Genomic DNA, 18,426 nt, shown 5'->3' with positions numbered 1-18,426 from the left:
GCGCCCCCTCCTGCCGGGAGCCCCCGCCGTCCGGGAGGGCCCCGCCCCTGTGTCGTCCGTGCCGTGCGTGCCGTACGTGTCGTGCGTGCCGTGCGTGCCGCCGGTGTCGCCGTCCGGCTCGAAGTACCGTCGGTGTGTTCGAAGTTGCAGGCTACCTCCCCGCCGCTCCCGCCGCCGCCGGGATATCCGACCGGGGCCGTCAGCCGTCGAGGGCGGTGCGGGCGAACCAGGCACGGGCCTCCTCGGCCGGCAGCACGCGCAGCAGTTCGGCGCTGCCCGGGAGGTCGGGGAAGTACCGGTCGGCGTTCCAACTGCGCCGGTACGAGGGGTGGTCGAGCACCAGCAGCCGGCGGCCGTCGACCACCGGGACGTCCGCGGGCAGGCCCTCGTTCCGGATCGTCCCGCCGTCCGGGGCCCGCAGGTCGAACGAGCCGTACGCGGTCACCCCGGAGGGGCCGGTGGCGGGGGCCGGGTCGACGGCCGGGCGGACGGCCTCGGCGGCGGGGGCGGTGCCGGGCAGGTGGCCGCCGCCGATCAGGACGTGCGCGAGCAGGGTGTGCAGCTGGAAGTTGTCGCCGATGCCGCCGATCCGCACCTCGTAACCGGTGCCGGTGGGCCGGTGCAGCACCGTCAGCGGCTCGTCCAGGATCGCCGCCGCGTAGCGCAGCGGCCGTAGGCCGTGCCGGTCCATCGCTTCCAACTCGCTTATCGCCGAAAGGAGTTCGGCGCCGTGACGGCGGCGCACCTCGGCGCTGCGCAGCACCGCCAGCGCGGGCGCGAACCACTCCTGGAGGCCGCACCAGCCGACGCCCAGCCGCACCGCGAGCAGGTCGCCGCCGAGCACCGCGATCACCCGGTCGATGTGCGCCCGGTCCGGCTCGGGCAACTCCCCCTTCTCCCGCGGCCACCGGGCGGCGCACTCCAGCGCGGCCCCGATCTCCTCCCGCAGGCCGGTCAGCACCGGCTCCGCGCACGGCACCGGGTCGGCCCCGCGCTCGACGCAGAACCCGACCGCCGCGGCCACCAGCGAACGCGGCCAGACCCGCGGATACCCCGCCACCAACCCGGCCAACCGCCCCGCCACTTCACGGCACGCCGCATCGTCCGCCCCCCGCAGCCCCCCGGCCACCGCCTCAAGGGCCCGCGCAGCCCGCGCGGCCTGAACGCCCGCCACCGCCCGCTCCAACGTGGCCAACAGACCGTCCAGCTCCGGAAAATCACTCACCGGCGCACCCTAGGCGCTCCGCCAACACCCCACCAAACCCCCGAGGCCCCGGCGGCTCGGCGACCTGGGTGGCACCATGGCGCGCATGCTGAACGTGGAGATCAACGGACGGCCCGCGAACGTCGAGGACGTCCACCGGATGGCGACCTGGAACTACGGGCACTTCACCTCGATGCAGGTCCGCGACGGGGCGGTGCGCGGCCTGGACCTGCACCTGCGGCGGCTGGCGGACGCCTCCCGCGAGCTCTTCGCCGACCTGCTCGGCGCGCAGGCCCCCGGCGACGAGCTGGTCCGCGGTCTCGTCCGGCAGGCCCTGGGCGGCCGCCCCGACGCCTCGGTCCGGGTCAGCGTCGTCCCCGCCGGGCCGACCGGGGGCACCGACCTCGTGGTGTCGGTCTCCGACCCCGTCCCGGACGTGCCCCGGCCCGCGCTGCGGGTCCGTACCGCGGTGTACGAACGCGACCTGCCGCACCTGAAGCACGCCGCGACGATGGGGCTGACCCACCAGGCCTTGTCGGCCCGACGGGCGGGTTTCGAGGACGTGCTGTTCCTCGGTCGGGACGGGTCCGTCCGCGAGGGCTCGGTCTGGAACGCGGCCTTCTGGGACGGCGAACGGGTCATCTGGCCCGCCGCCCCCGCGCTGCCCGGGATCACCATGCACCTGCTCCGCGCCGCCCTGCCCGCCACCGGCGTCCCCTCCACCACCCGCCACCTCGCCGCCACCGACCTCCCGTCCCTGCGCGCCGCCGCCGCGACCAACTCGCACTGCCCGGCCCAGCCCCTGGCCTCCGTCGACCACGTCACCTTCCCGAACCTGAGCGCCGAACTCGCCGAGATCCTCACCACCGCCTGGTCCCGCGTCCCCTGGGAAGCCCTCTGACCCGAACCCCGCGCCCGCACCCCGCACATCTCAGCGCGCTCTCACCCCGCCACGTGCGCTCCCGCGCCGGGCCCGTCTCCCTGAAACCCTCACCCCGCCGCCAACGCCCCGATCCGGTGCACCTCGGCCGCCACGCCCACCCCACTGCTGAACCCCACCGCTGAACCCTTCACCCCGCCGCCAACGCCCCGATCCGGTGCACCTCGGCTGCCACGCCGTCGAGTTCCGGCGGCAGGGGGGTGTCGGTGGCGGGCGGGGTGGTGGGCGGGCCGGGGCGGTCGAGGGCGTCGGCGGCGGCGGCGAGCGTTCTGGTGAGGGTGCGGGCGGCCGGGGCTGCGGGGGCCGGGGCGCCGTGGTCGCGTTCGACGGCGTACGCGGTGGCGGCGTCGGCGAGGCGTTCGGCGTGGACGGTCAGGCGCAGCCAGTCGGGTCCGGCCGGGCCGCCGGGGTGGAGTTCGGCGGCGGCGTTCTCCGCGGCGGCCCGGGCCTGGGCGAGCGTGCGGTAGGCGGTGCGGCGCAGTTCGGCGCGGCGGGCGGCGACGGTGCCGGGTGCGCTCTGGCGGTCGGTCAGCAGGACGTGGTCGAGGTAGCGCTGGGTGTGCCGCAGCGCGTGCGCGGCGCGCTGGCCGACCCGGGCGCGGGTGTCGGCGAGGCCGGGGAGGTGGCCGACCAGCAGGACGAGCGCGCAGGCCAGGGTGGTGTCGGCGAGCCGTCCGGGGGCGGCGCCGTGGTCGCCGCCGGTGGTGACGAAGGCCAGGACGGTGACGGTGATGACGGCGGTCTGCGCGGCGAAGTGCCGCTGGGCGACGGGTATCAGCGCCCCGGTGGCGGCCACCGCGCCGACGGGCCACCACGGGCCGGGCAGCGCGGGTGCGAGCGCGGCGACCAGCAGGACGCCGGCCACCGTGCCGGCGAAGCGGTTGACGACGCGTGAGAACAGCGGTCCGAGGTCGGGTTTGACCAGGAACGCGGCGGTGACGGGCAGCCAGTACCAGTGCCCGGTCCGCAGCCCCAGCGCGAGCGCCGCGCTGGCCGCCACGCACACCCCGACCCGCACCCCGTACGCCCGTCCGGCCCGGCCCCACGGCCGCAGCCCGGGCACCGCGCTCCCGGGGCGGGCCGCTGCCCGCCCCGCCCGCCCAGCACCCATCCGGCCAGCTTCCGCCGCAGGCCGTGCCCGAGCCCGCGCACCCCGGCCCGGCCGCGGCTGCCCGCCCGGTCCGGACCGGCCGGTCGCGGGCGGCGTCCCCGAAGGCCAGGGCCGCGTGCAGGACGGCCCGGTCGAAGGCGGCGGTCGCGGGGTCTCGGCGACGGGGACGGGCAGCGGGCCGGGGAGGCGGTCGGCGCGGACGGCGGCGGCCAGGCGGCGCGGGCCGGTGGCGAGCCGGGCGGGCAGCGGGCGGGCGTCGCGCAGGAGGGCGACGCCCGCTTCGCAGAGGGCGGACGCGGCGGCGAGCCGGGTGCCCAGGGTGCGGTCGTGGCCGGTGCGGAGCTGTTCACCGGCCCGGTCGAGGGCGGCGGTGAGGCGGCGGCGGGCGGGTTCGGCGCGGTCGGTTCCGGCCGCGTCGAGGGCGTCGGCGAGGGCGTCGAAGACGGCCGCGACGGCCTGCCGTTCGGCGTGCAACGGGCGCGGGTGGGTGGTGAGTTGGCGCAGCAGCAGGAGCCAGCCGGCGCCGGCCAGGTAGCAGGCGGCCTTGGCCCAGCCGGGCAGCGGGACGGGCATGCCGCAGCCGAGCACGGTGAGCACCATCAGCTGGACGGCGGCCGCGGAGGCGACCGGTCCGGTGACGCTGATCGCCCCGCAGAGCACGCCGACCGCGCCGAGCAGCGGCACCGCCCACCAGCCGGTGGCGGCGCCGATCAGCAGGCCGAGGGCGCCGGCCAGCGCGGGGACGGCCTGCTGCACGGCGCCGGTGCGCCGCCCGGCGGGCGGTCGTTGACGCCGGCGAACATCGCGCCGAGCCCGGCCAGCACGCCTTCGGCGGGCCGTCCGGCGGCGACGGCGAGGCCCAGCGGAACGGCCATCCCGGCCGCGCCGCGCACCGTCGCCGCCCAGGGCACCGGGCCGCGCTGCCAGCGCAGCGGGTGGGTCAGCCAGTCCGGTCGTGCCCGTCGCCTGTCCGTGGGAACCCCCTCCTCGCGTCCGCCGTTGCTCCCGCAGCCTAGGCGTGGATCTTGTCGGGGCCGCTGCGCCCGCGTTACGCCCGGATGACGGCCGTCCGGGCGGGGAATCCCCGTGCTCCGGGCCCGGTAGCGCGGTTCCGGCCGCACGGGGAAATCACCCGATCGAGTGCATTCCTCCTCGGTTGTCCACAGTCTGCCGAAAAATCGTGTGCGTCCGGGTCGGGGCGCCGGTTAGCCTCGCGCTTCCGGGCCGGGTCGAGCACGAGAGGGAGGTGGGGGGCCGGTGGGGCGCAAGGGTGGTGGCCGCGGGCTGGGGCGCGGCTTCGCCTCGCTGTGGTCGGCGGCGGCGGTGTCCTCACTGGGCGACGGGATCGTGTCGGCCGCGGCCCCGCTGCTGGTGACGTCGCTGACCAGGGATCCGGTGCCGGTCGCCCTGGCGGTGTTCGTCCAGCAGGTGCCGTGGTTGCTGCTGGCCCCGGTCAGCGGGGTCCTGGTGGACCGGGTGGACCGCCGACGGCTGACGGTGGCGGCGAACGCGGCGCGCGCCGTACTGACGGCGGTGCTGGCGGTCGCGGTGTACGCGGGGGCGGTGTCGCTGCCGCTGATCTACGCGACGGGCCTGCTGCTGGGCAGTTGCGCGGCGCTCGGCGACAACGCGTCCGCCGCGCTGCTGCCCGCCGTGGTCGACTCGGCGGACCTGCCGCGGGCCAACTCCCGGATGTTCGGCACCGAGTCGGTGCTCAACCGGCTCTGCGGGCCCCCGCTGGGCGCCGCCCTGTTCGGCGTCGCGGCGGGGCTGCCGCTGACGGTCGACGCGCTGAGCTTCGCCGGCGCCGCCGCCCTGGTCTCGACGCTGCGCCCGCTCCCCCGCCCGGGCCTGCCCCCGGCCCGGCCCGGCCGACGGGAGCCGCTGGGCCGCCAGTTCACCGACAGCCTGCGCTGGCTGTGGCGGCGGCCCGCACTGCGGACGCTGACCTTGGCGCTGTGCCTGATGAACGTCACACTGCTCGCGTCCTTCTCGGTCATGGTGCTGTACGCCCGCGAGCACCTGGGCGTGTCGGAGTTCGGCTACGGCCTGCTGCTGACCGCATCGGCGGTCGGCGGCCTGGCCGGGGCGCTGGTCGCCCCGCGCCTGCAGGCCCGGTTCTCCGCCTCGGTGCTGCTGCGGCTGGGCCTGGTGCTGGAGACGCTGACGCACGCCGGCCTGGCGCTGGCGGGCTCGCCCTGGGTCGCGGGCGCGGTGCTCGGCGCGTTCGGCGTGCACGGCGCGATCTGGGTGAGCGTCGACCGGACGCTGATCCAGCGCGCCGTGCCGGACGGGATGCGCGGCCGGGTCAACAGCGCCTTCATGGCGCTGGCGGTCGGCGGTTCGGCCCTCGGCGCGCTGCTCGGCGGCCCGATCGCCCGGCTGTCCGGGCTGACCGGGCCGTTCTGGTTCTCCGCCACCGTGATGGCCGCCCTGACGCTGTTCGCCTGGCGCCCGTTCGGCCGCAGCATCGACGCCCCGGCCCCCGGCACCGACCCCGCGCCCGTCGAGCCCGCCGCCGACCCCGCCGACCCCGCCCCGTCCGCCGCGTCCGCCGTCGGCTGACCGCGTGCCGTCCCGCCCCCGCCCCGCCGCACTGCGGTATACCTGCTGGCAGCGACGGCTGCGTCGCACGCGGGAACGAACGCGGGAACGAGTGCGAGAACGAATGCGACGAGAGGCGGACCACGGGTGATCCGGCGGCGGGTGCTGGTCTCGGGCACGGTGCAGGGCGTCTTCTTCCGCGACTCCTGCCGCCGCGCGGCCGCGGAGGCGGGCGTGGCGGGCTGGGTGCGCAACCTCCCGGACGGGCGGGTGGAGGCGGTCTTCGAGGGCGACCCCGGTGCGGTGGAACAGCTGGTCGCCTGGATGCGCCACGGCCCGTCCCGCGCGGTGGTCGACCACGTCGAGGTGCACGAGGAGCAGCCGGAGGGCCTGCTGGTCTTCGCCGTCACCACCTGAGCGACCGTCAGCCCCCCTGGCCTCCCCGGCCCGCGTGGTCGGCGCGGTCCGCGTCGTCGACCGTCGCGCCCCGGGTGACGGCCTCGGCCAGCCGGTCGAAGGTGCGGTTCAGCACCGACCGGCGTTCCTCCTTGTACTCCGGCGAGGGCCCCAGCTCGTCGATGGTCCGCTCCCAGACGGCCATGAACGTCTCCTTCCACCCCTCCACCACCCCGGCCTCCGGCAGGCTGCCGTGGCCGTAGCCGGCCCGGGCGAGGACGTGCAGGAGCTCCAGGTTGCACGGCACGGCCACCCCCCAGTACTCGTCGGGCTCGATGCCGAGCGGGTCACCGGCCATCGCCTCGGCGACCTCGGTGACGAGCCGGTCGACGACCGTCGACAGGTGGTCCAGCGCCGTGTCGCTCTCGAAGTTCCCGCCGCCCCAAGTCCCCACAAGAATCTCCCCTGGAAAGCCGTGTCCTGCCTTTCGCGCCATCGAAGCAGCCCGGAGTGACACCGCCCGCCCCCGAGATCCCCTACCCTCGGCGGATACGCGAGGACGGGAAGCCGATGGACGAGGAGGAGAGCCTGCGCCGCTTCGGGCTCCACCCCACCGGGGCGCGGCTCGACGAGGTCCGCAGGCTGCTCGGCGAACGCACGGAGCGCGAGCGGCGCGCCCAGGGCGAGGGCGACACCGAACTGATGCGGCTGTGCTGCGTCCAGCTGTTCAACGGCGGCGACCTCGACGACGCCCTCCTGGTCTGGAACGCGAAGGAGGCCGGGTTCGACGCGGCGTGCTCGATCGAGATCGAGCTCCTGCTCGGCCGCGGACTCGGGCCGACGAAGGACCACCTCGCGGCGCACCCCGCGCCGTCCGCGGCGGCGGCGCTGCGGCGGCTGTGCGAACTGGAGGAAGCGGGCGCGTTCGAGGGCTTCTCGGTGGAGGAGCAGTCCGCCGGCTACGCCCGGTACTACGCGGACGAGGAGGAGTGAGCCCGGGGAGCGGCCCGGTCGGCCGCGGCCGGAGCCGGGCGGCGAAAACGGTTTGTGGGCCGGTCCGGGCGGCGGCCAGACTCCGTCCATGACGGAGACGAACGATCAACTCGCCGCGACCAAGCGGGAACTGAAGCTGTACCTGCAGGACGCCCGGGCCGCGGTGGTGTGGAAGCTGGAGGGCCTGTCGGAGTACGACGCCCGCCGCCCGCTGACCCCGACCGGGACGAACCTGCTGGGGCTGGTCAAGCACCTGACGGGCGCGGAGGCGGTGTACTTCGGCACCACCTTCGGCCGCCCCTTCCCGGACGGCCCGGGCCTGTGGGTGGCGGGCGAGGCCGAGCCGAACGCCGACCTGTGGGCCCGCCCGGAGGAGGGCCGGGAGGCCCTGCTCGACGGCTACCGCCGGGTCTGGGCGCACGCGGACGCCACCATCGACGAACTGCCGCTGGACGCGGTGGGCAAGGTCCCGTGGCCCCCGCACAGCGAACTGACGCTGGGACGCGTCCTGCTGCACGTGGTCGCCGAGACCCACCGGCACGCGGGCCACGCCGACCTGGTCCGCGAACTGGTGGACGGCGCAACGGGCCTGCGCCCGAACGGCTCGGTGCTGCCCGACGGGGACGCGGCCTGGTGGTCGGCCCACCACGCACACGTCGAGCACGCCGCCCGCACGGCGGCCACCGCCGCGGGCGAGCAACTGCCCGACTGACGGCCGCGCGGACACCCCGGCCCGCCGGGGTGTCCGCGCCCCCGGGATGATCGCCGTCCCGACCGACCTGCGCGAGCACGACGACCTGCGCCACTACCCGGCGGTGCGGCGCAGCGGCGAGCGGGTGGCGTACGGCAACGGCGAGCCGGACCCGCCGGTCTTCACCCCGCGCCTGGCCGCGGTCGCGGACACCCGCCCGGGCCGTCCCGGCTGGCTGGGTACGGCCCAGGCTCCCGGGCCCGAACTCCCGCTCCCCGTAAGCCGGTCACTGGACGAACCGCGCCCCGGCCGCCCACGATGGCGGTATGACGGAGAGTCGGGTGGAAGAGCCGTCGGTGACCGGGAGCGGGCGCGGGCGGCCGGACTGGGGGGCGGTGGCCGCCCTGTCGGGGGTGGCGGCGGCCCTGGTGGCGCTGGTGGCGTACCTGCTGCCGCCGGACGAGCCCCGGGCCGCACCGGCCGCGCCCGCCGCGGTGACGAGCTCGTCCGCACCGGAGCCCGCGCCGGAACGGACCACCCCGCGTCCGCACGGCTCCTCCCCCGCACCGGAGCCGAGCGAGTCCGCCGAACCGAGCGAGTCCCCGGAGCCCGAACCGGAGCCCGAACCGGAACCCCAGCCGGAGCCCTCGCGGACGACCGACGCGCCCGCCCCGCTGCCCGCGCTGCTCCCGGCCGGGTGCCGGGAGGCGTCGGCGGCGGTCGCGGCGTACCGGCGCGACGCCGGGGGCAGCCGGGGCGCGCAGGCGGACGCGGCGAACCTCGCCTACCAGGGGCTGATGCGGGCGGGCACCGACGCGGACCAGTCGGTGCGGCCGACGATCCTGCGGCTGGCGCAGGAGTTCCAGGAGCTGAGCTTCCGGTTGAACGGCATGGTGATGGCCGACCCGAACGAGGTGATCGCCGACATCAACGCCGACCTGCCGGTGCTGAGCCGCAAGTGCTCGAACGGCTCCTGACCTCGGACGAAGAACCGACAACGGACCGACGAAGAACCGACGATGGACCGACGACGGCGAACGGCCGCCCGCGCGGGGGCGCGGGCGGCCGTCGTGGCGGCCGGGGCGGGGGGCCGGGGTGTCAGCTGTCGAAGCCCAGGCCGAGCTTGTCCATGGTCTTGAGCCACAGGTTGCGGCGGCCCGCGTTGCGGTCGGCGCGGTCCAGGGACCACTTGGTGATGCCGATGCCGGCCCAGCGGACGGGCTCGGGCGGGAAGGGCAGCGGCTTGCGGCGGACCATCTCCAGGGCGGTGCGCTCGGTGGGCCGGCCCTCCAGCAGGTCGAGCATGACCTCGGCGCCGAAGCGGGTGGCGCCGACGCCGAGGCCGGTGTACCCGGCGGCGAGGGCGACCTTGCCGTGGTGGGCGGTGTCGAAGAACGCGGAGAAGCGGGTGCAGGTGTCGATGGCGCCGCCCCAGGCGTGGGTGAAGCGCAGGCCCTCCAGCTGCGGGAAGGTCTGGAAGAAGTGCCGGGCGAGGGTCTGGTAGGTCTGCGGCCGCTGGTCGTACTCGGCGCGGACCTTGGCCCCGTAGTGGTAGATCGCGTCGTAGCCGCCCCACAGGATGCGGTTGTCGGCGGACAGCCGGTAGTAGTGGAACTGGTTGGCGCTGTCGCCGATGCCCTGCCGCCCCTGCCAGCCGATCGCGGCGAGCTGCTCGGCGCTGAGCGGTTCGGTCATCAGCGCGTAGTCGTAGACCGGGACGGTGTACGGGCGGATGCGCTTGACCAGCGACGGGAAGACGTTGGTGCCGAGGGCGACCTGGCGGGCGAAGACCCGGCCGTAGGGGGTGCGCACGGCCATGCCGGAGCCGGACTCGGCGAGGTCGAGCGCCTTGGTGTGCTCGAAGACCCGCACGCCGAGCCGCTCGCAGGCCTGCTTGAGGCCCCAGGCGAGCTTGGCGGGGTGGAGCATCGCCACGCCGTCCTTGTCCCAGAGCGCGCCGAGGTAGGTCGGCGAGGCGACCTGGGCCCGGACGGCGTCGGTGTCCAGGAACTCGTAGTCGCCGTACTGCTTGGCGAGTTCGTACAGTTCGGCGAGTTCCTCGACCTGGTGGGGCTCGGTGGCGACGTCGAGTTCGCCGGTGCGCTCCCAGTCGCAGTCGATCCCGTGCTTCGCCACCGCGTCCTCGATGGACTGCAGGTTGCGGGCGCCGAGCTGTTCGAGGGCGGCCATCTCGGCGGGCCAGCGTTCGAGGCCGTTGCCGAGGCCGTGGGTGAGGCTGGCGGCGCAGAAGCCGCCGTTGCGGCCGGAGGCGGCCCAGCCGGTCTGCTCGGCCTCGATCAGGACCACGTCCCGCCCCGGGTCCCGCTCCTTGGCGATCAGGGCCGTCCACAGGCCGCTGTAGCCGCCGCCGACGACCAGCAGGTCGCAGCTGACGTCGCCGGTGAGGGCGGAGTTGGCGTCCGGGCGGCCCGGGTCCTCCAGCCAGAACGGGGTGGGTTTGGCGTCCCGCAGGGCGTGTACGGGGTCCATGCTCTCGGTTCCTTGCCTCGGGGGTGCGGCCCGGCCGTGAGGGCGGCCGGGCCGTCGGGTGCTTCGGGTGTTACCGGTCCTCGTCCCCGGCCGTCTCCGGGCCGAGGTCGATCTCGTAGACCTTGCGGAGCGTCTCGTGGACGGTCCAGGTGGTGCGGTCGCCCTCGCGGAGCACCGCGAGGTCGCCGGGGCCGAGTTCCAGGACGGGCCCGTCCTCGAACTCGACGGTGGCCCGGCCGCTGAGCACGACGAACATCTCGTCGGCCTCGGTGTCGGTGACCACGCCGGGGGTGATCTGCCAGATCCCGCGGATCCGGCGCCCGTCGGCGGACTCCCAGACCACCTTGCCGGTGACCTCGGGCGTGCCGGAGACGATCTGCCCGGGGTCGAGCGGCTCGGGTTCCAGTTCGGCGTCCGGGACGTGCAGGGCGAAGCTGTCGATCATGCCTCGACGCTATCCGTCCCGGCACCGCCGACGACCTTGTCACTGTGTGCCGAGTCCGGGTTCCACCCTGACAGCCCGTACGCCCCGTACGCCCCGTCCCCGCTCTCGGCGTCCCGGCCGTTGCCGGAGGCCCGGTCGGCGGCGGCGGAGGCGCGGGCGGCCTTGCGGGCGGCGAGCAGCGGGTAGAGCAGCAGCGAGGCGCCGACCACGATCAGGCAGTAGACGACGGCCCGGGTGCCCTCCTCGTTGTACTGCTCGGTGGCGGCCCAGACGCTGACGCCGGTCAGGGAGACGGTGATCAGGCCGATGCTCCACCAGCCGCCGGGGATCTTGTAGGGCCGCTCCAGCTCGGGTTCGCGGATCCGCAGCGCGATCAGCGCGGCGACCTCCAGCAGGATGCCGATGTTGGTGAGGAAGACGTCGTAGATCACCAGCTTCTGGAAGCTGGAGAAGCAGAACAGCGCGTAGACCACGGAGGAGCCGATGATCGAGGCGATCGGCATCTTGTAGCGCTTGCTCTCCTTGGAGACCCACCTGGGCAGGTAGCCGTCGTGCGAGAGCGAGGAGGGCAGCCGGGAGTAGGAGGCGAGCAGCGCGGAGAACATCGCCACCGAGGCGAACAGGCCGCCGATGGTGACGACGTACTGGAGCCAGGGGCCGGCGATCTCGCCGGCGATGTCCGGGAGCGCGCCGTCCTTCCAGTTCTTCCAGCCGTTGTCACCGTCCGGGCCGACGGCGAGGGAGGCCAGCGAGGGCAGCAGGTAGCCGATGATGATCAGCAGGACGGACCAGACCAGCGCCTTGGGCAGGTGCTTCTTCGGGTTCTCCATCTCGCCGGCCACGGTGGAGACCGAGTCCCAGCCGGAGTAGTTCCACATCACGATGAACAGGCCGGAGCCGAAGGCGTTCCAGGTGGACTGGCCCTGTTCGGCGGTCATCGAGGAGACCGGGTTGGTGCCGTCGGTGAGCAGGTGCCAGCCGCCGATCGCGGTGAGGACCAGCATCGGGGTCAGGCAGATGATCGCGAACGCCACCGAGGAGTCGCCGACCCAGCCCGCGCCCATCAGGTTCAGCAGCGTGAAGACCACGATGACGCCCACGCAGATCGCCCAGTTCAGGTCGACCTGGATGCCGGCGACCTCGAACAGCACATGCTCGCCGGGGGCGACGGCGCCGATCAGGCTCGACAGGTAGGAGGTGAACATCACCGGGTACAGCGCCATGTCGACGAAGCTGCACACCCACTGCAGCACGCCCTGCTGGAAGGCCCAGAACCGGCCGAGGCCGCGCTTGACCCAGTGGTAGTAGCCGCCTTCGACGGGGATGGCGGTGCCCAGCTCGGCGCAGACCAGGGCGTGCGGCACGCTGTAGATCAGCGGGGCGACCAGGATGAGCAGGATGCCCATGCCGGGGCCGGAGGTCGAGAACAGCGGCTCGATGCCGTAGGCGCCGCCGGAGACGCTGAAGAAGATCAGGGCAACCAGCGGGACCAGGCTCACGCGCTTGGGCGTCGCCCACCGGTTCTCCGGCGGGGCCACGGGGATGGCGGTCATTTTCACCTTGGCAATCGGGGTCGGCGGATGTCGTCGGGTGTGAGCCACGAGTCTTGCCGCCCCGTTGACATAGGACAATCATTCAATCTGTCAGACGTCTCGTTGCGCCTCTGACACAGTGGCGGGCCCCGCCGACGGATCGACGGGGCCCACATCGTGCCAGGTCAGAAGGCCGTCACCCGGCGCATCCCGCGTCGGCGATCACGAAGTACCCGGCGGAGGTCTCCTTCAGGGTGTGCGTGACGAACAGGTTCCACAGCCCCATGTTCTGGTTCGACCCGTTCGCGTACGCGTACCCGCCGCTCTGGTGCGCCCGGCCCGCGGCGACCTGGTTGTAGTTGTTGTCCGTCCAGCACCCCAGCGGCCGGGTCGACGGGGACGCGGAGGGCGAGGAGGACGGGGACGCGGAAGGCGAGGGCGAGGAGGACGGCGACGGGGAACCGGACGGCGACGGGGACGCGGAGGCGCCGTCCAGGCCCCAGAACAGGCCGGTGTAGTACGAGGAGCAGATGGTGTTCAGGAAGTACGCGCCGCTCTGCCCGCAGTTCGCGGTGCCGCTGCCGGGGCTGACCGGCAGGCCGTGGCCCATGCCCGAGATGCTGTACAGCTGGACGGCGGGCCGGCCCGCGCCGTCGTTGTAGACGCTGAGCGTGGTGCCGCCGGGCAGCGACTGGGTCGCGGAGGCGCTCTGCCCGATGCCCCACACGTTCGTCCACTGGTCGCGCAGCTCGGTGGCGTTGACCGGGGCGACGGTGGTGTCCGAGCTGCCGTGCCAGATCGCCACCCGCGGCCACGGGCCGGTGTAGCCGGGGTAGGAGGCGCGCACCTTGTCGCCCCACTGGGCGGGCGTCAGGTTCTGGTTGGAGTTCTGGCAGCCGGAGGCGGCGCCCTGGGTGGTGGCGCACTGGGCGGGCAGGCCGGAGGCGATCGAGCCGCCCGCGAACACGTCGGGGTAGTCGGCGAGCAGGTCGGCGGCCATGCCCGCGCCCGCGGACAGGCCGGTGACGTACACCCGGGACGGGTCGCTGCCGTACAGCGCGACGGCCTTGTCGACCATCTGCTTGACCGACAGCGCCTCGCCCTTGCCCCGGGTGTCCTTGCCGCTGTCGAACCAGGAGAAGCAGGACAGCGCGTTGTTGGCGGAGCCGGTCTGCGGGAAGACCACCGAGAAGCCCCAGCGGTCGGCGAGCTGCGCCCAGCCGGAGTTGTTGTAGTAGTCGGTGGCGGTCTGGGTGCAGCCGTGCAGCGCCACCACCAGCGGCTTGCCGGTGGGCAGCCCCGCCGGGACGTAGCTGTACATCGCCAGGTTGCCGGGGTTGCTGCCGAATCCGGTGACCTGTCCGAGCCCGGCCGCGGACGCCTGCGGCGCCCCGGTAAGCAGCCCGGCGGAGAGCAGCACGCCCGCCGTCGCCGCGCCCGCCCAGCGCACGGGGCCCGGGCGCCGTCCGGCCCGTCCGCCTCCTGCCGCCGTCCGTCGTCCCGCTCGTACCAGTCCGGTCAATCCGGTCAGTCCTGCCAGTGCCATGGGGGGCTCCGCTCTCTGCGGGTGCTCGCGTGCCGGGTGGGGGGGTGGCCGAGCACCGTTCGCGGTGAATCATCGGCGTGCCTCCGGCGGCGGCCCATGGGACGGCGCACCACCGGCGGGGCGCGGGGCATGGCGGCGGCGACCATTGAACGGGAGCCGGAAGATGATCACCGGCCCGCCCGCGCCTCCCACCACGGGGCGGCCCGCGCGGGTAGCGTTCTCCGGGTCATGCCCACCATCAGCGACAATTCCTCCCCCGGCTGGAGCCGGCCGCTGCTCGGCCTGATCGTCCGGCTGTCGCCCTTCCTGCTGATCGCCCTGTCCGCGGCCGCGGACGCCGAGACCCCGGCCGGGCAGCGCTACGACCGGTTCGTGGCCGCCGCGCCCGCCCTCGCCGCGGCGACCTGGGGCTCGTTCGGGACGCTGGCGATCGGCGTGCTCGCGGTGGCCGCCGAGGTGGTGCTGGCGCTGCTCCGGGACGGGCAGGTCGGCGCGTCGGCGGCCTCGGTGATCGCGGCGACCGTGACGGTCACCCTGGCCGCCTCGTACACCGCCGGGATGCGGGTGCGCCGCGAACGCGACCTGGCGCTGGTGCGCTCGGTGGCGCGCACGGCGCAGCAGGTGGTGCTGCGCCCGCTGCCGGACCGGCTCGGCGACGTCGGCCTGGCGCTGTACTACAACGCGGCGGCGGAGCAGGCCCAGATCGGCGGCGACCTGTACGAGGCGGTGCGCACGCCGTTCGGGGTCCGGATCATCCTGGGCGACGTGCAGGGCAAGGGGCTGCCCGCGGTGGAGATGGCGGCGGCGTTGCTCGGCTCGTTCCGGGAGGCCGCGTACGACGCGAAGGACCTGCCCGCGCTGGCGAGCCGGCTGGAGATCGGCCTGCAGCGGTACGCGGAGCGGGCCTCCTCCTCGGACGCGTCGGAGCGTTTCGCCACCGCCGTGCTGCTGGAGATCCCGGACGACCGGCCGGAGGCGTACCTGCTCAACTGCGGGCACCCGCCGCCGGTGCTGCTCTGCCCGGACGGGGAGGTGCGGCCGGTGGAGCCGCAGGTGCCGCTGCCGCCGCTGAACCTGTCGGCGCTGGTGTCCAGCGAGTACCACCCGCAGACCGTCCCGTTCGGGCCGGGCGACCGGGTGCTGCTGTACACCGACGGCGTCAGCGAGACCCGGGACGGGAGCGGCGAGTTCTACCCGCTGACCGGGCGGCTGGCCCGCTGGACCGGGGACCCGGACGTCACGCTGCTGGAGAACCTCCGCCGGGACCTGCGCCGCTACGCGGGCGGGCCCGCCGACGACGACGTGGCGGCGCTGCTGGCGACCCGGCTGCCGGCGGACGGGCCGCCCGGGGGCGGGGAGCCCGCGGACGCAGAGCCTGCGGACGGAGAGCGGCCGACCACGGCCTGACGGATCGTCCCCGGGCGGCCCCCGGATCGCCCCCGGACGGAGGCGTGGCGTCCGGCGGCCCTCGCAGCCCGCCCCGGCCGCCGAACCTCTCACGACCGGGCGGTAACCTCTGGGCCGTGTTGCTGACGCCGTTGTCGAAGGAGCCGCCGGTGTCCGAGAACCGTTCGACGCTGCCGCTGCGGATCGCCGTGTTCGGGGCGGGCAGCATCGGCTGCCGACTGGGCGGGGCGCTGGCCGCCCGCGCCGACGTGACGCTGATCGGCCGGGGCCCCGCGATGGCCGAGCTGGACCGGGCCGGCCTGACCCTGACCGGCCCGGGCGACCGGCGGCTGCACGCCCGGCCGCGCACCGCCGTGGACGCCTCGGCGGCGGCCGGCGCCGACTACGTGCTGGTGACGGTCAAGTCCGCGGACACCGCGGCCGCCGCCCGGCTGCTCGACCCGCACCTGGACGGGCGCAGCACGGTGATCAGCTTCCAGAACGGCCGGCACAACGCGCTGGTGCTGCGCGAGGCGCTGCCCGGCCGGACGGTGCTGGCCGGGATGGTGCCCTACAACGTGGTGCGCACCGGCCCGGCCTCCTTCCACCAGGGCACCGGCGGGGAGCTGATGGTCGAACGGGCGGGCAGCGCACGGCGGTTCGCGGAGACGGCGGCCGCCGCCGGGCTGCCGGTGCGGCTGCGCGCGGACATGCCGCGGGTGCAGGCCGCGAAGCTGCTGATGAACCTCAACAACGCCGTCAACGCGCTCTCCGGACTGCCGCTGCGCCAGCAGCTCGGCAGCCGCCCGTACCGGCTGGTGCTGGCCCGCTGCCAGCGCGAGGCGCTGGCGGTGTTCGCCGCGGCGGGCCTGGCCCCGGCCCGGCTGACGCCCGTCCCGCCGCAGTGGATGCCGTCCGTGCTGGGCCTGCCCGACCCGGTGTTCCGCCGGGTCGCGGCGGCGAGCCTGCGGGTGGACGCCCGGGCCCGCTCCTCGATGTGGGAGGACCTGCAGCGCTCCCGGCCCACCGAGATCGGCGAACTGCAGGGCGAGGTGGTCGCGCTGGCCGAGCGCCACGGCCTGCCCGCCCCGGCCAACCGCCGGCTGCTCGACCTGGTCCGCGCGGCCGAGTCCGCCACCGAACCGCCCGCCTGGTCCGGCCCGGCCCTGCTCGCGGCCCTCGACGAGCAACCCTGAACCTCCGACCCTGTCGGCCCGTCCGGCCCGTTCCACCCCCACCCCGTCCGCATCCGACCCGACCCGAGGAGACGACGCGCCGCCGTGACCCCGCAGTGGAGCACCCACGGCATCGAGCTGCGACCCGACGCGGTGCGCAAGCGCTTCCGTCCCCGGCGGGACGTCAGCCCGGGAGGGCCTTCTCCAGCACCACCGAGGTGTACCGGACGGTCATGCCGACCTTGAGGTACAGGTCGAGTGCGCCCGTCCCGGAGTGCGTCCAGAGCGTGCAGCGGCTCAGCCCGGCGTCCCGGCAGGCCCGGAAGGTCTGCTGGAGCAGGTGGCGGGCGATGCCCCGGTGGCGGTGGGTGCGGTCGACGGCCAGGCTCTCCACGTAGCCGTCGCCGCTGCCGGGCTGGTCCAGGGCCAGGGCGACGCCGAGCACCCGGCCGTCGGCGTCCGAGACGGCGAGCGGCGAGCGCTCGGGGGCGAAGCTCTCCCGGTGCACGGCGTGCTCGGCCCACTCCGCGAAGGGCATCCGGCGGGCCTTCCAGTCCGCGAACGCGTCCTCCACAACCCGGTGCGCCTCGTGCTCGTCCCACGGGTCGCCCGCCCGGAACGGACGGAAGCTCACCCCCTCCGGCGCGGGCGGCAGTTCGGACGCCTCGGGCAGGCCGTCCAGGGCGATCTCCAGCAGCCAGCTGGCGCCCTTCGGCCGGTACCCGTACGTGCGCAGCATCGCCAGGCCGGTCGCGTCCAGGTCGGCGACGACCTGGACCAGCTTGCCGACGCCCTGTTCGACGGCCCGGTTCTCCATCCAGCCCAGCAGGGCGGTGCCGAGTCGGCGGCCGCGGTGCGCGGGGTGCACCCGGCACTCGCAGCGCCGGTCGCTCCACGCCCAGGCGACCAGTCGGCCGTCCGGGCCGTGCACCAGCAGCGCGTCGCGCGCCGGGTCGAAGCCCGGGCGGGCCAGCACGGCGGCGAACTCCCCGGCGTCGGCCTGCACCGCCGCGTCGCCGTGCAGGTCCCGCTCGCAGACCGTCAGCAGGTCGAGGACGGCCGACAGGTCGGCGGGCGGGTCGAACGGGCGGGCGGTGTACCCGGCGGGCAGCACGGCCCGGACCGCGGACGGGGTCGTGCGCGGAGTGATCGGCGGGGTCATCGGCGGGGTCCTTCCTCGCGAGGGGGCGGGAACGGAGCGCGGCGGCCGGTCAGCCGGCGAGCGAGCGCAGCAGCGCGGGCAGGTGCCGCATGTCGGAGAACAGCACGGTGTCGTCCGCGTCCTCGTCTCCCTCCCGCCCCTGGCTGTCGGGCTCCTGGTACCCGTCCTTCCCGAAGTGCCGCCGTCCGAACTCGCCGCCGGTGAGCGCCCGTCCGGCCGGGCCGGGGGTGTAGCCCAGGCGGCGCATGCCGGCGGCGCGGGCGGCCCGGAGCCCGGTGGGGCTGTCCTCGACGACAACGCAGACCTCGGGCGCGCAGCCCATCCCGGCGGCGGCGTGCAGGAAGACGTCCGGGAAGGGCTTGCCGCGGGCGACCTCGTCGGCGCTGAAGATCCGCCCGGCGAAGCGCCCGTACAGCCCGGTGCGGCCGAGGGTGTGCCGCATCTTGGCCTGGCTGCCGCTGGAGGCGACGCAGTACGGCAGGCCGAGCGCCTCCAGCGCGTCCAGGGCCGCCACGACGCCGTCCACGGGCGTCAGTTCGGCGTCCACCAGCTCGCGGTGCCGCTGCTCGAAGCGCCGCTCCCACTCGGCCGCGGCGCCGCGGCCCAATCGCTCGCCGATCTGCTCCCAGATCGCGGCGTGGCTCCGGCCGATGAACCGCTCCACCACCTCGTCCGGGCCCAGCGGCCAACCGAGCTGCGCACCGAGCTCGACCTGCACCCGGACCGCGATCCGCTCGCTGTCGACCAGCACGCCGTCGCAGTCGAACACCACCAGCTCGACGGGCTTCCCGAGGGTGCGCACAAGGTCCAT

18 protein-coding genes are annotated in these 18,426 nt (G+C 75.2%); 8 read left to right on the top strand and 10 right to left on the bottom strand.

All coding sequences use genetic code 11. From position 1 onward, the window contains the following. Nucleotides 1-199: 199 nt before the first annotated feature. The gene (locus HUT16_RS36090) at nt 200-1,060 is read right to left on the bottom strand and encodes a hypothetical protein (RefSeq protein ID WP_176192211.1); all 861 of its coding nucleotides are present in this window, start codon (nt 1,058-1,060) and stop codon (nt 200-202) included. Between the two features lie 250 nt (nt 1,061-1,310). On the opposite strand from HUT16_RS36090, the gene HUT16_RS36085 reads away from it, so the two are divergent. After that, nucleotides 1,311-2,105: an aminotransferase class IV gene (locus HUT16_RS36085; RefSeq protein ID WP_176192210.1), complete on the top strand. Its 795-nt coding sequence runs from the start codon at nt 1,311-1,313 to the stop codon at nt 2,103-2,105. A gap of 169 nt (nt 2,106-2,274) precedes the next feature. Here the strand turns inward: HUT16_RS36085 and HUT16_RS36080 are convergent, their stop codons facing one another. Together HUT16_RS36080 and HUT16_RS36075 are read right to left on the bottom strand one after the other, a co-directional pair. Continuing rightward, complete coding sequence (locus tag HUT16_RS36080) at nt 2,275-4,011, bottom strand: FUSC family protein (RefSeq protein ID WP_176192209.1); 1,737 nt, start codon at nt 4,009-4,011, stop codon at nt 2,275-2,277. After that, a complete protein-coding gene (locus tag HUT16_RS36075; RefSeq protein ID WP_176192208.1) occupies nt 3,966-4,166 on the bottom strand; it encodes a hypothetical protein in 201 nt (66 codons plus the stop codon). The genes HUT16_RS36080 and HUT16_RS36075 overlap by 46 nt, the downstream gene beginning before the upstream one ends. A gap of 346 nt (nt 4,167-4,512) precedes the next feature. On the opposite strand from HUT16_RS36075, the gene HUT16_RS36070 reads away from it, so the two are divergent. Next, nucleotides 4,513-5,820: an MFS transporter gene (locus tag HUT16_RS36070; RefSeq protein ID WP_176192207.1), complete on the top strand. Its 1,308-nt coding sequence runs from the start codon at nt 4,513-4,515 to the stop codon at nt 5,818-5,820. 126 nt (nt 5,821-5,946) lie between these two features. Beyond that, nucleotides 5,947-6,216 carry an acylphosphatase gene (locus HUT16_RS36065; RefSeq protein WP_176192206.1) on the top strand — a complete coding sequence of 90 codons (270 nt, stop codon included), beginning with the start codon at nt 5,947-5,949 and terminating at the stop codon, nt 6,214-6,216. A gap of 7 nt (nt 6,217-6,223) precedes the next feature. Here the strand turns inward: HUT16_RS36065 and HUT16_RS36060 are convergent, their stop codons facing one another. Further along, entirely contained in the window at nt 6,224-6,649 is a 426-nt protein-coding gene (locus HUT16_RS36060; protein WP_254898167.1) for a DUF4259 domain-containing protein, read from the bottom strand. Nucleotides 6,650-6,765: 116 nt separating this feature from the next. Between HUT16_RS36060 and HUT16_RS36055 the strand changes: the two genes are divergently transcribed. The 3 genes from HUT16_RS36055 to HUT16_RS36045 all read left to right on the top strand — a co-directional run bounded on the left by HUT16_RS36055 (nt 6,766) and on the right by HUT16_RS36045 (nt 8,856). After that, complete coding sequence (locus tag HUT16_RS36055; RefSeq protein ID WP_176192204.1) at nt 6,766-7,188, top strand: hypothetical protein; 423 nt, start codon at nt 6,766-6,768, stop codon at nt 7,186-7,188. A gap of 88 nt (nt 7,189-7,276) precedes the next feature. Beyond that, nucleotides 7,277-7,900 carry a DinB family protein gene (locus tag HUT16_RS36050; RefSeq protein WP_176192203.1) on the top strand — a complete coding sequence of 208 codons (624 nt, stop codon included), beginning with the start codon at nt 7,277-7,279 and terminating at the stop codon, nt 7,898-7,900. Between the two features lie 305 nt (nt 7,901-8,205). Next, nucleotides 8,206-8,856, top strand: coding sequence for a hypothetical protein (locus tag HUT16_RS36045; RefSeq protein ID WP_176192202.1), 651 nt, complete (start codon nt 8,206-8,208; stop codon nt 8,854-8,856). A 121-nt stretch (nt 8,857-8,977) separates the two neighbouring features. On the opposite strand, the gene HUT16_RS36040 is transcribed toward HUT16_RS36045, so the two are convergent. The 4 genes from HUT16_RS36040 to HUT16_RS36025 all read right to left on the bottom strand — a co-directional run bounded on the left by HUT16_RS36040 (nt 8,978) and on the right by HUT16_RS36025 (nt 13,766). After that, nucleotides 8,978-10,369 carry an FAD-binding oxidoreductase gene (locus tag HUT16_RS36040; protein WP_176192201.1) on the bottom strand — a complete coding sequence of 464 codons (1,392 nt, stop codon included), beginning with the start codon at nt 10,367-10,369 and terminating at the stop codon, nt 8,978-8,980. Nucleotides 10,370-10,439: 70 nt separating this feature from the next. Next, nucleotides 10,440-10,814 (bottom strand): cupin domain-containing protein, encoded by a 375-nt coding sequence (locus tag HUT16_RS36035; RefSeq protein WP_176192200.1) that lies wholly within the window; start codon nt 10,812-10,814, stop codon nt 10,440-10,442. Further along, a complete protein-coding gene (locus HUT16_RS36030; protein ID WP_176192199.1) occupies nt 10,811-12,367 on the bottom strand; it encodes an APC family permease in 1,557 nt (518 codons plus the stop codon). The genes HUT16_RS36035 and HUT16_RS36030 overlap by 4 nt, the downstream gene beginning before the upstream one ends. A gap of 175 nt (nt 12,368-12,542) precedes the next feature. Further along, the gene (locus tag HUT16_RS36025) at nt 12,543-13,766 is read right to left on the bottom strand and encodes a PHB depolymerase family esterase (RefSeq protein WP_254898424.1); all 1,224 of its coding nucleotides are present in this window, start codon (nt 13,764-13,766) and stop codon (nt 12,543-12,545) included. Between the two features lie 354 nt (nt 13,767-14,120). On the opposite strand from HUT16_RS36025, the gene HUT16_RS36020 reads away from it, so the two are divergent. Both HUT16_RS36020 and HUT16_RS36015 read left to right on the top strand, forming a co-directional pair. Then, a complete protein-coding gene (locus tag HUT16_RS36020) occupies nt 14,121-15,299 on the top strand; it encodes a PP2C family protein-serine/threonine phosphatase (RefSeq protein ID WP_176192197.1) in 1,179 nt (392 codons plus the stop codon). 149 nt (nt 15,300-15,448) lie between these two features. Beyond that, nucleotides 15,449-16,474: a 2-dehydropantoate 2-reductase gene (locus tag HUT16_RS36015; RefSeq protein ID WP_254898166.1), complete on the top strand. Its 1,026-nt coding sequence runs from the start codon at nt 15,449-15,451 to the stop codon at nt 16,472-16,474. 163 nt (nt 16,475-16,637) lie between these two features. On the opposite strand, the gene HUT16_RS36010 is transcribed toward HUT16_RS36015, so the two are convergent. Both HUT16_RS36010 and HUT16_RS36005 read right to left on the bottom strand, forming a co-directional pair. Beyond that, on the bottom strand, nt 16,638-17,615 hold the full coding sequence (locus tag HUT16_RS36010; protein ID WP_176192196.1) for a GNAT family N-acetyltransferase: 978 nt from the start codon (nt 17,613-17,615) through the stop codon (nt 16,638-16,640). Between the two features lie 49 nt (nt 17,616-17,664). Then, the gene (locus tag HUT16_RS36005; protein ID WP_176192195.1) at nt 17,665-18,426 is read right to left on the bottom strand and encodes an HAD family phosphatase; all 762 of its coding nucleotides are present in this window, start codon (nt 18,424-18,426) and stop codon (nt 17,665-17,667) included.

This window comes from Kitasatospora sp. NA04385 (genome assembly GCF_013364235.1).
GTDB lineage: Bacteria > Actinomycetota > Actinomycetes > Streptomycetales > Streptomycetaceae > Kitasatospora.
Note: the sequence above shows the minus strand (reverse complement) of the source record. Positions and strands in the feature narration are given on the sequence as shown.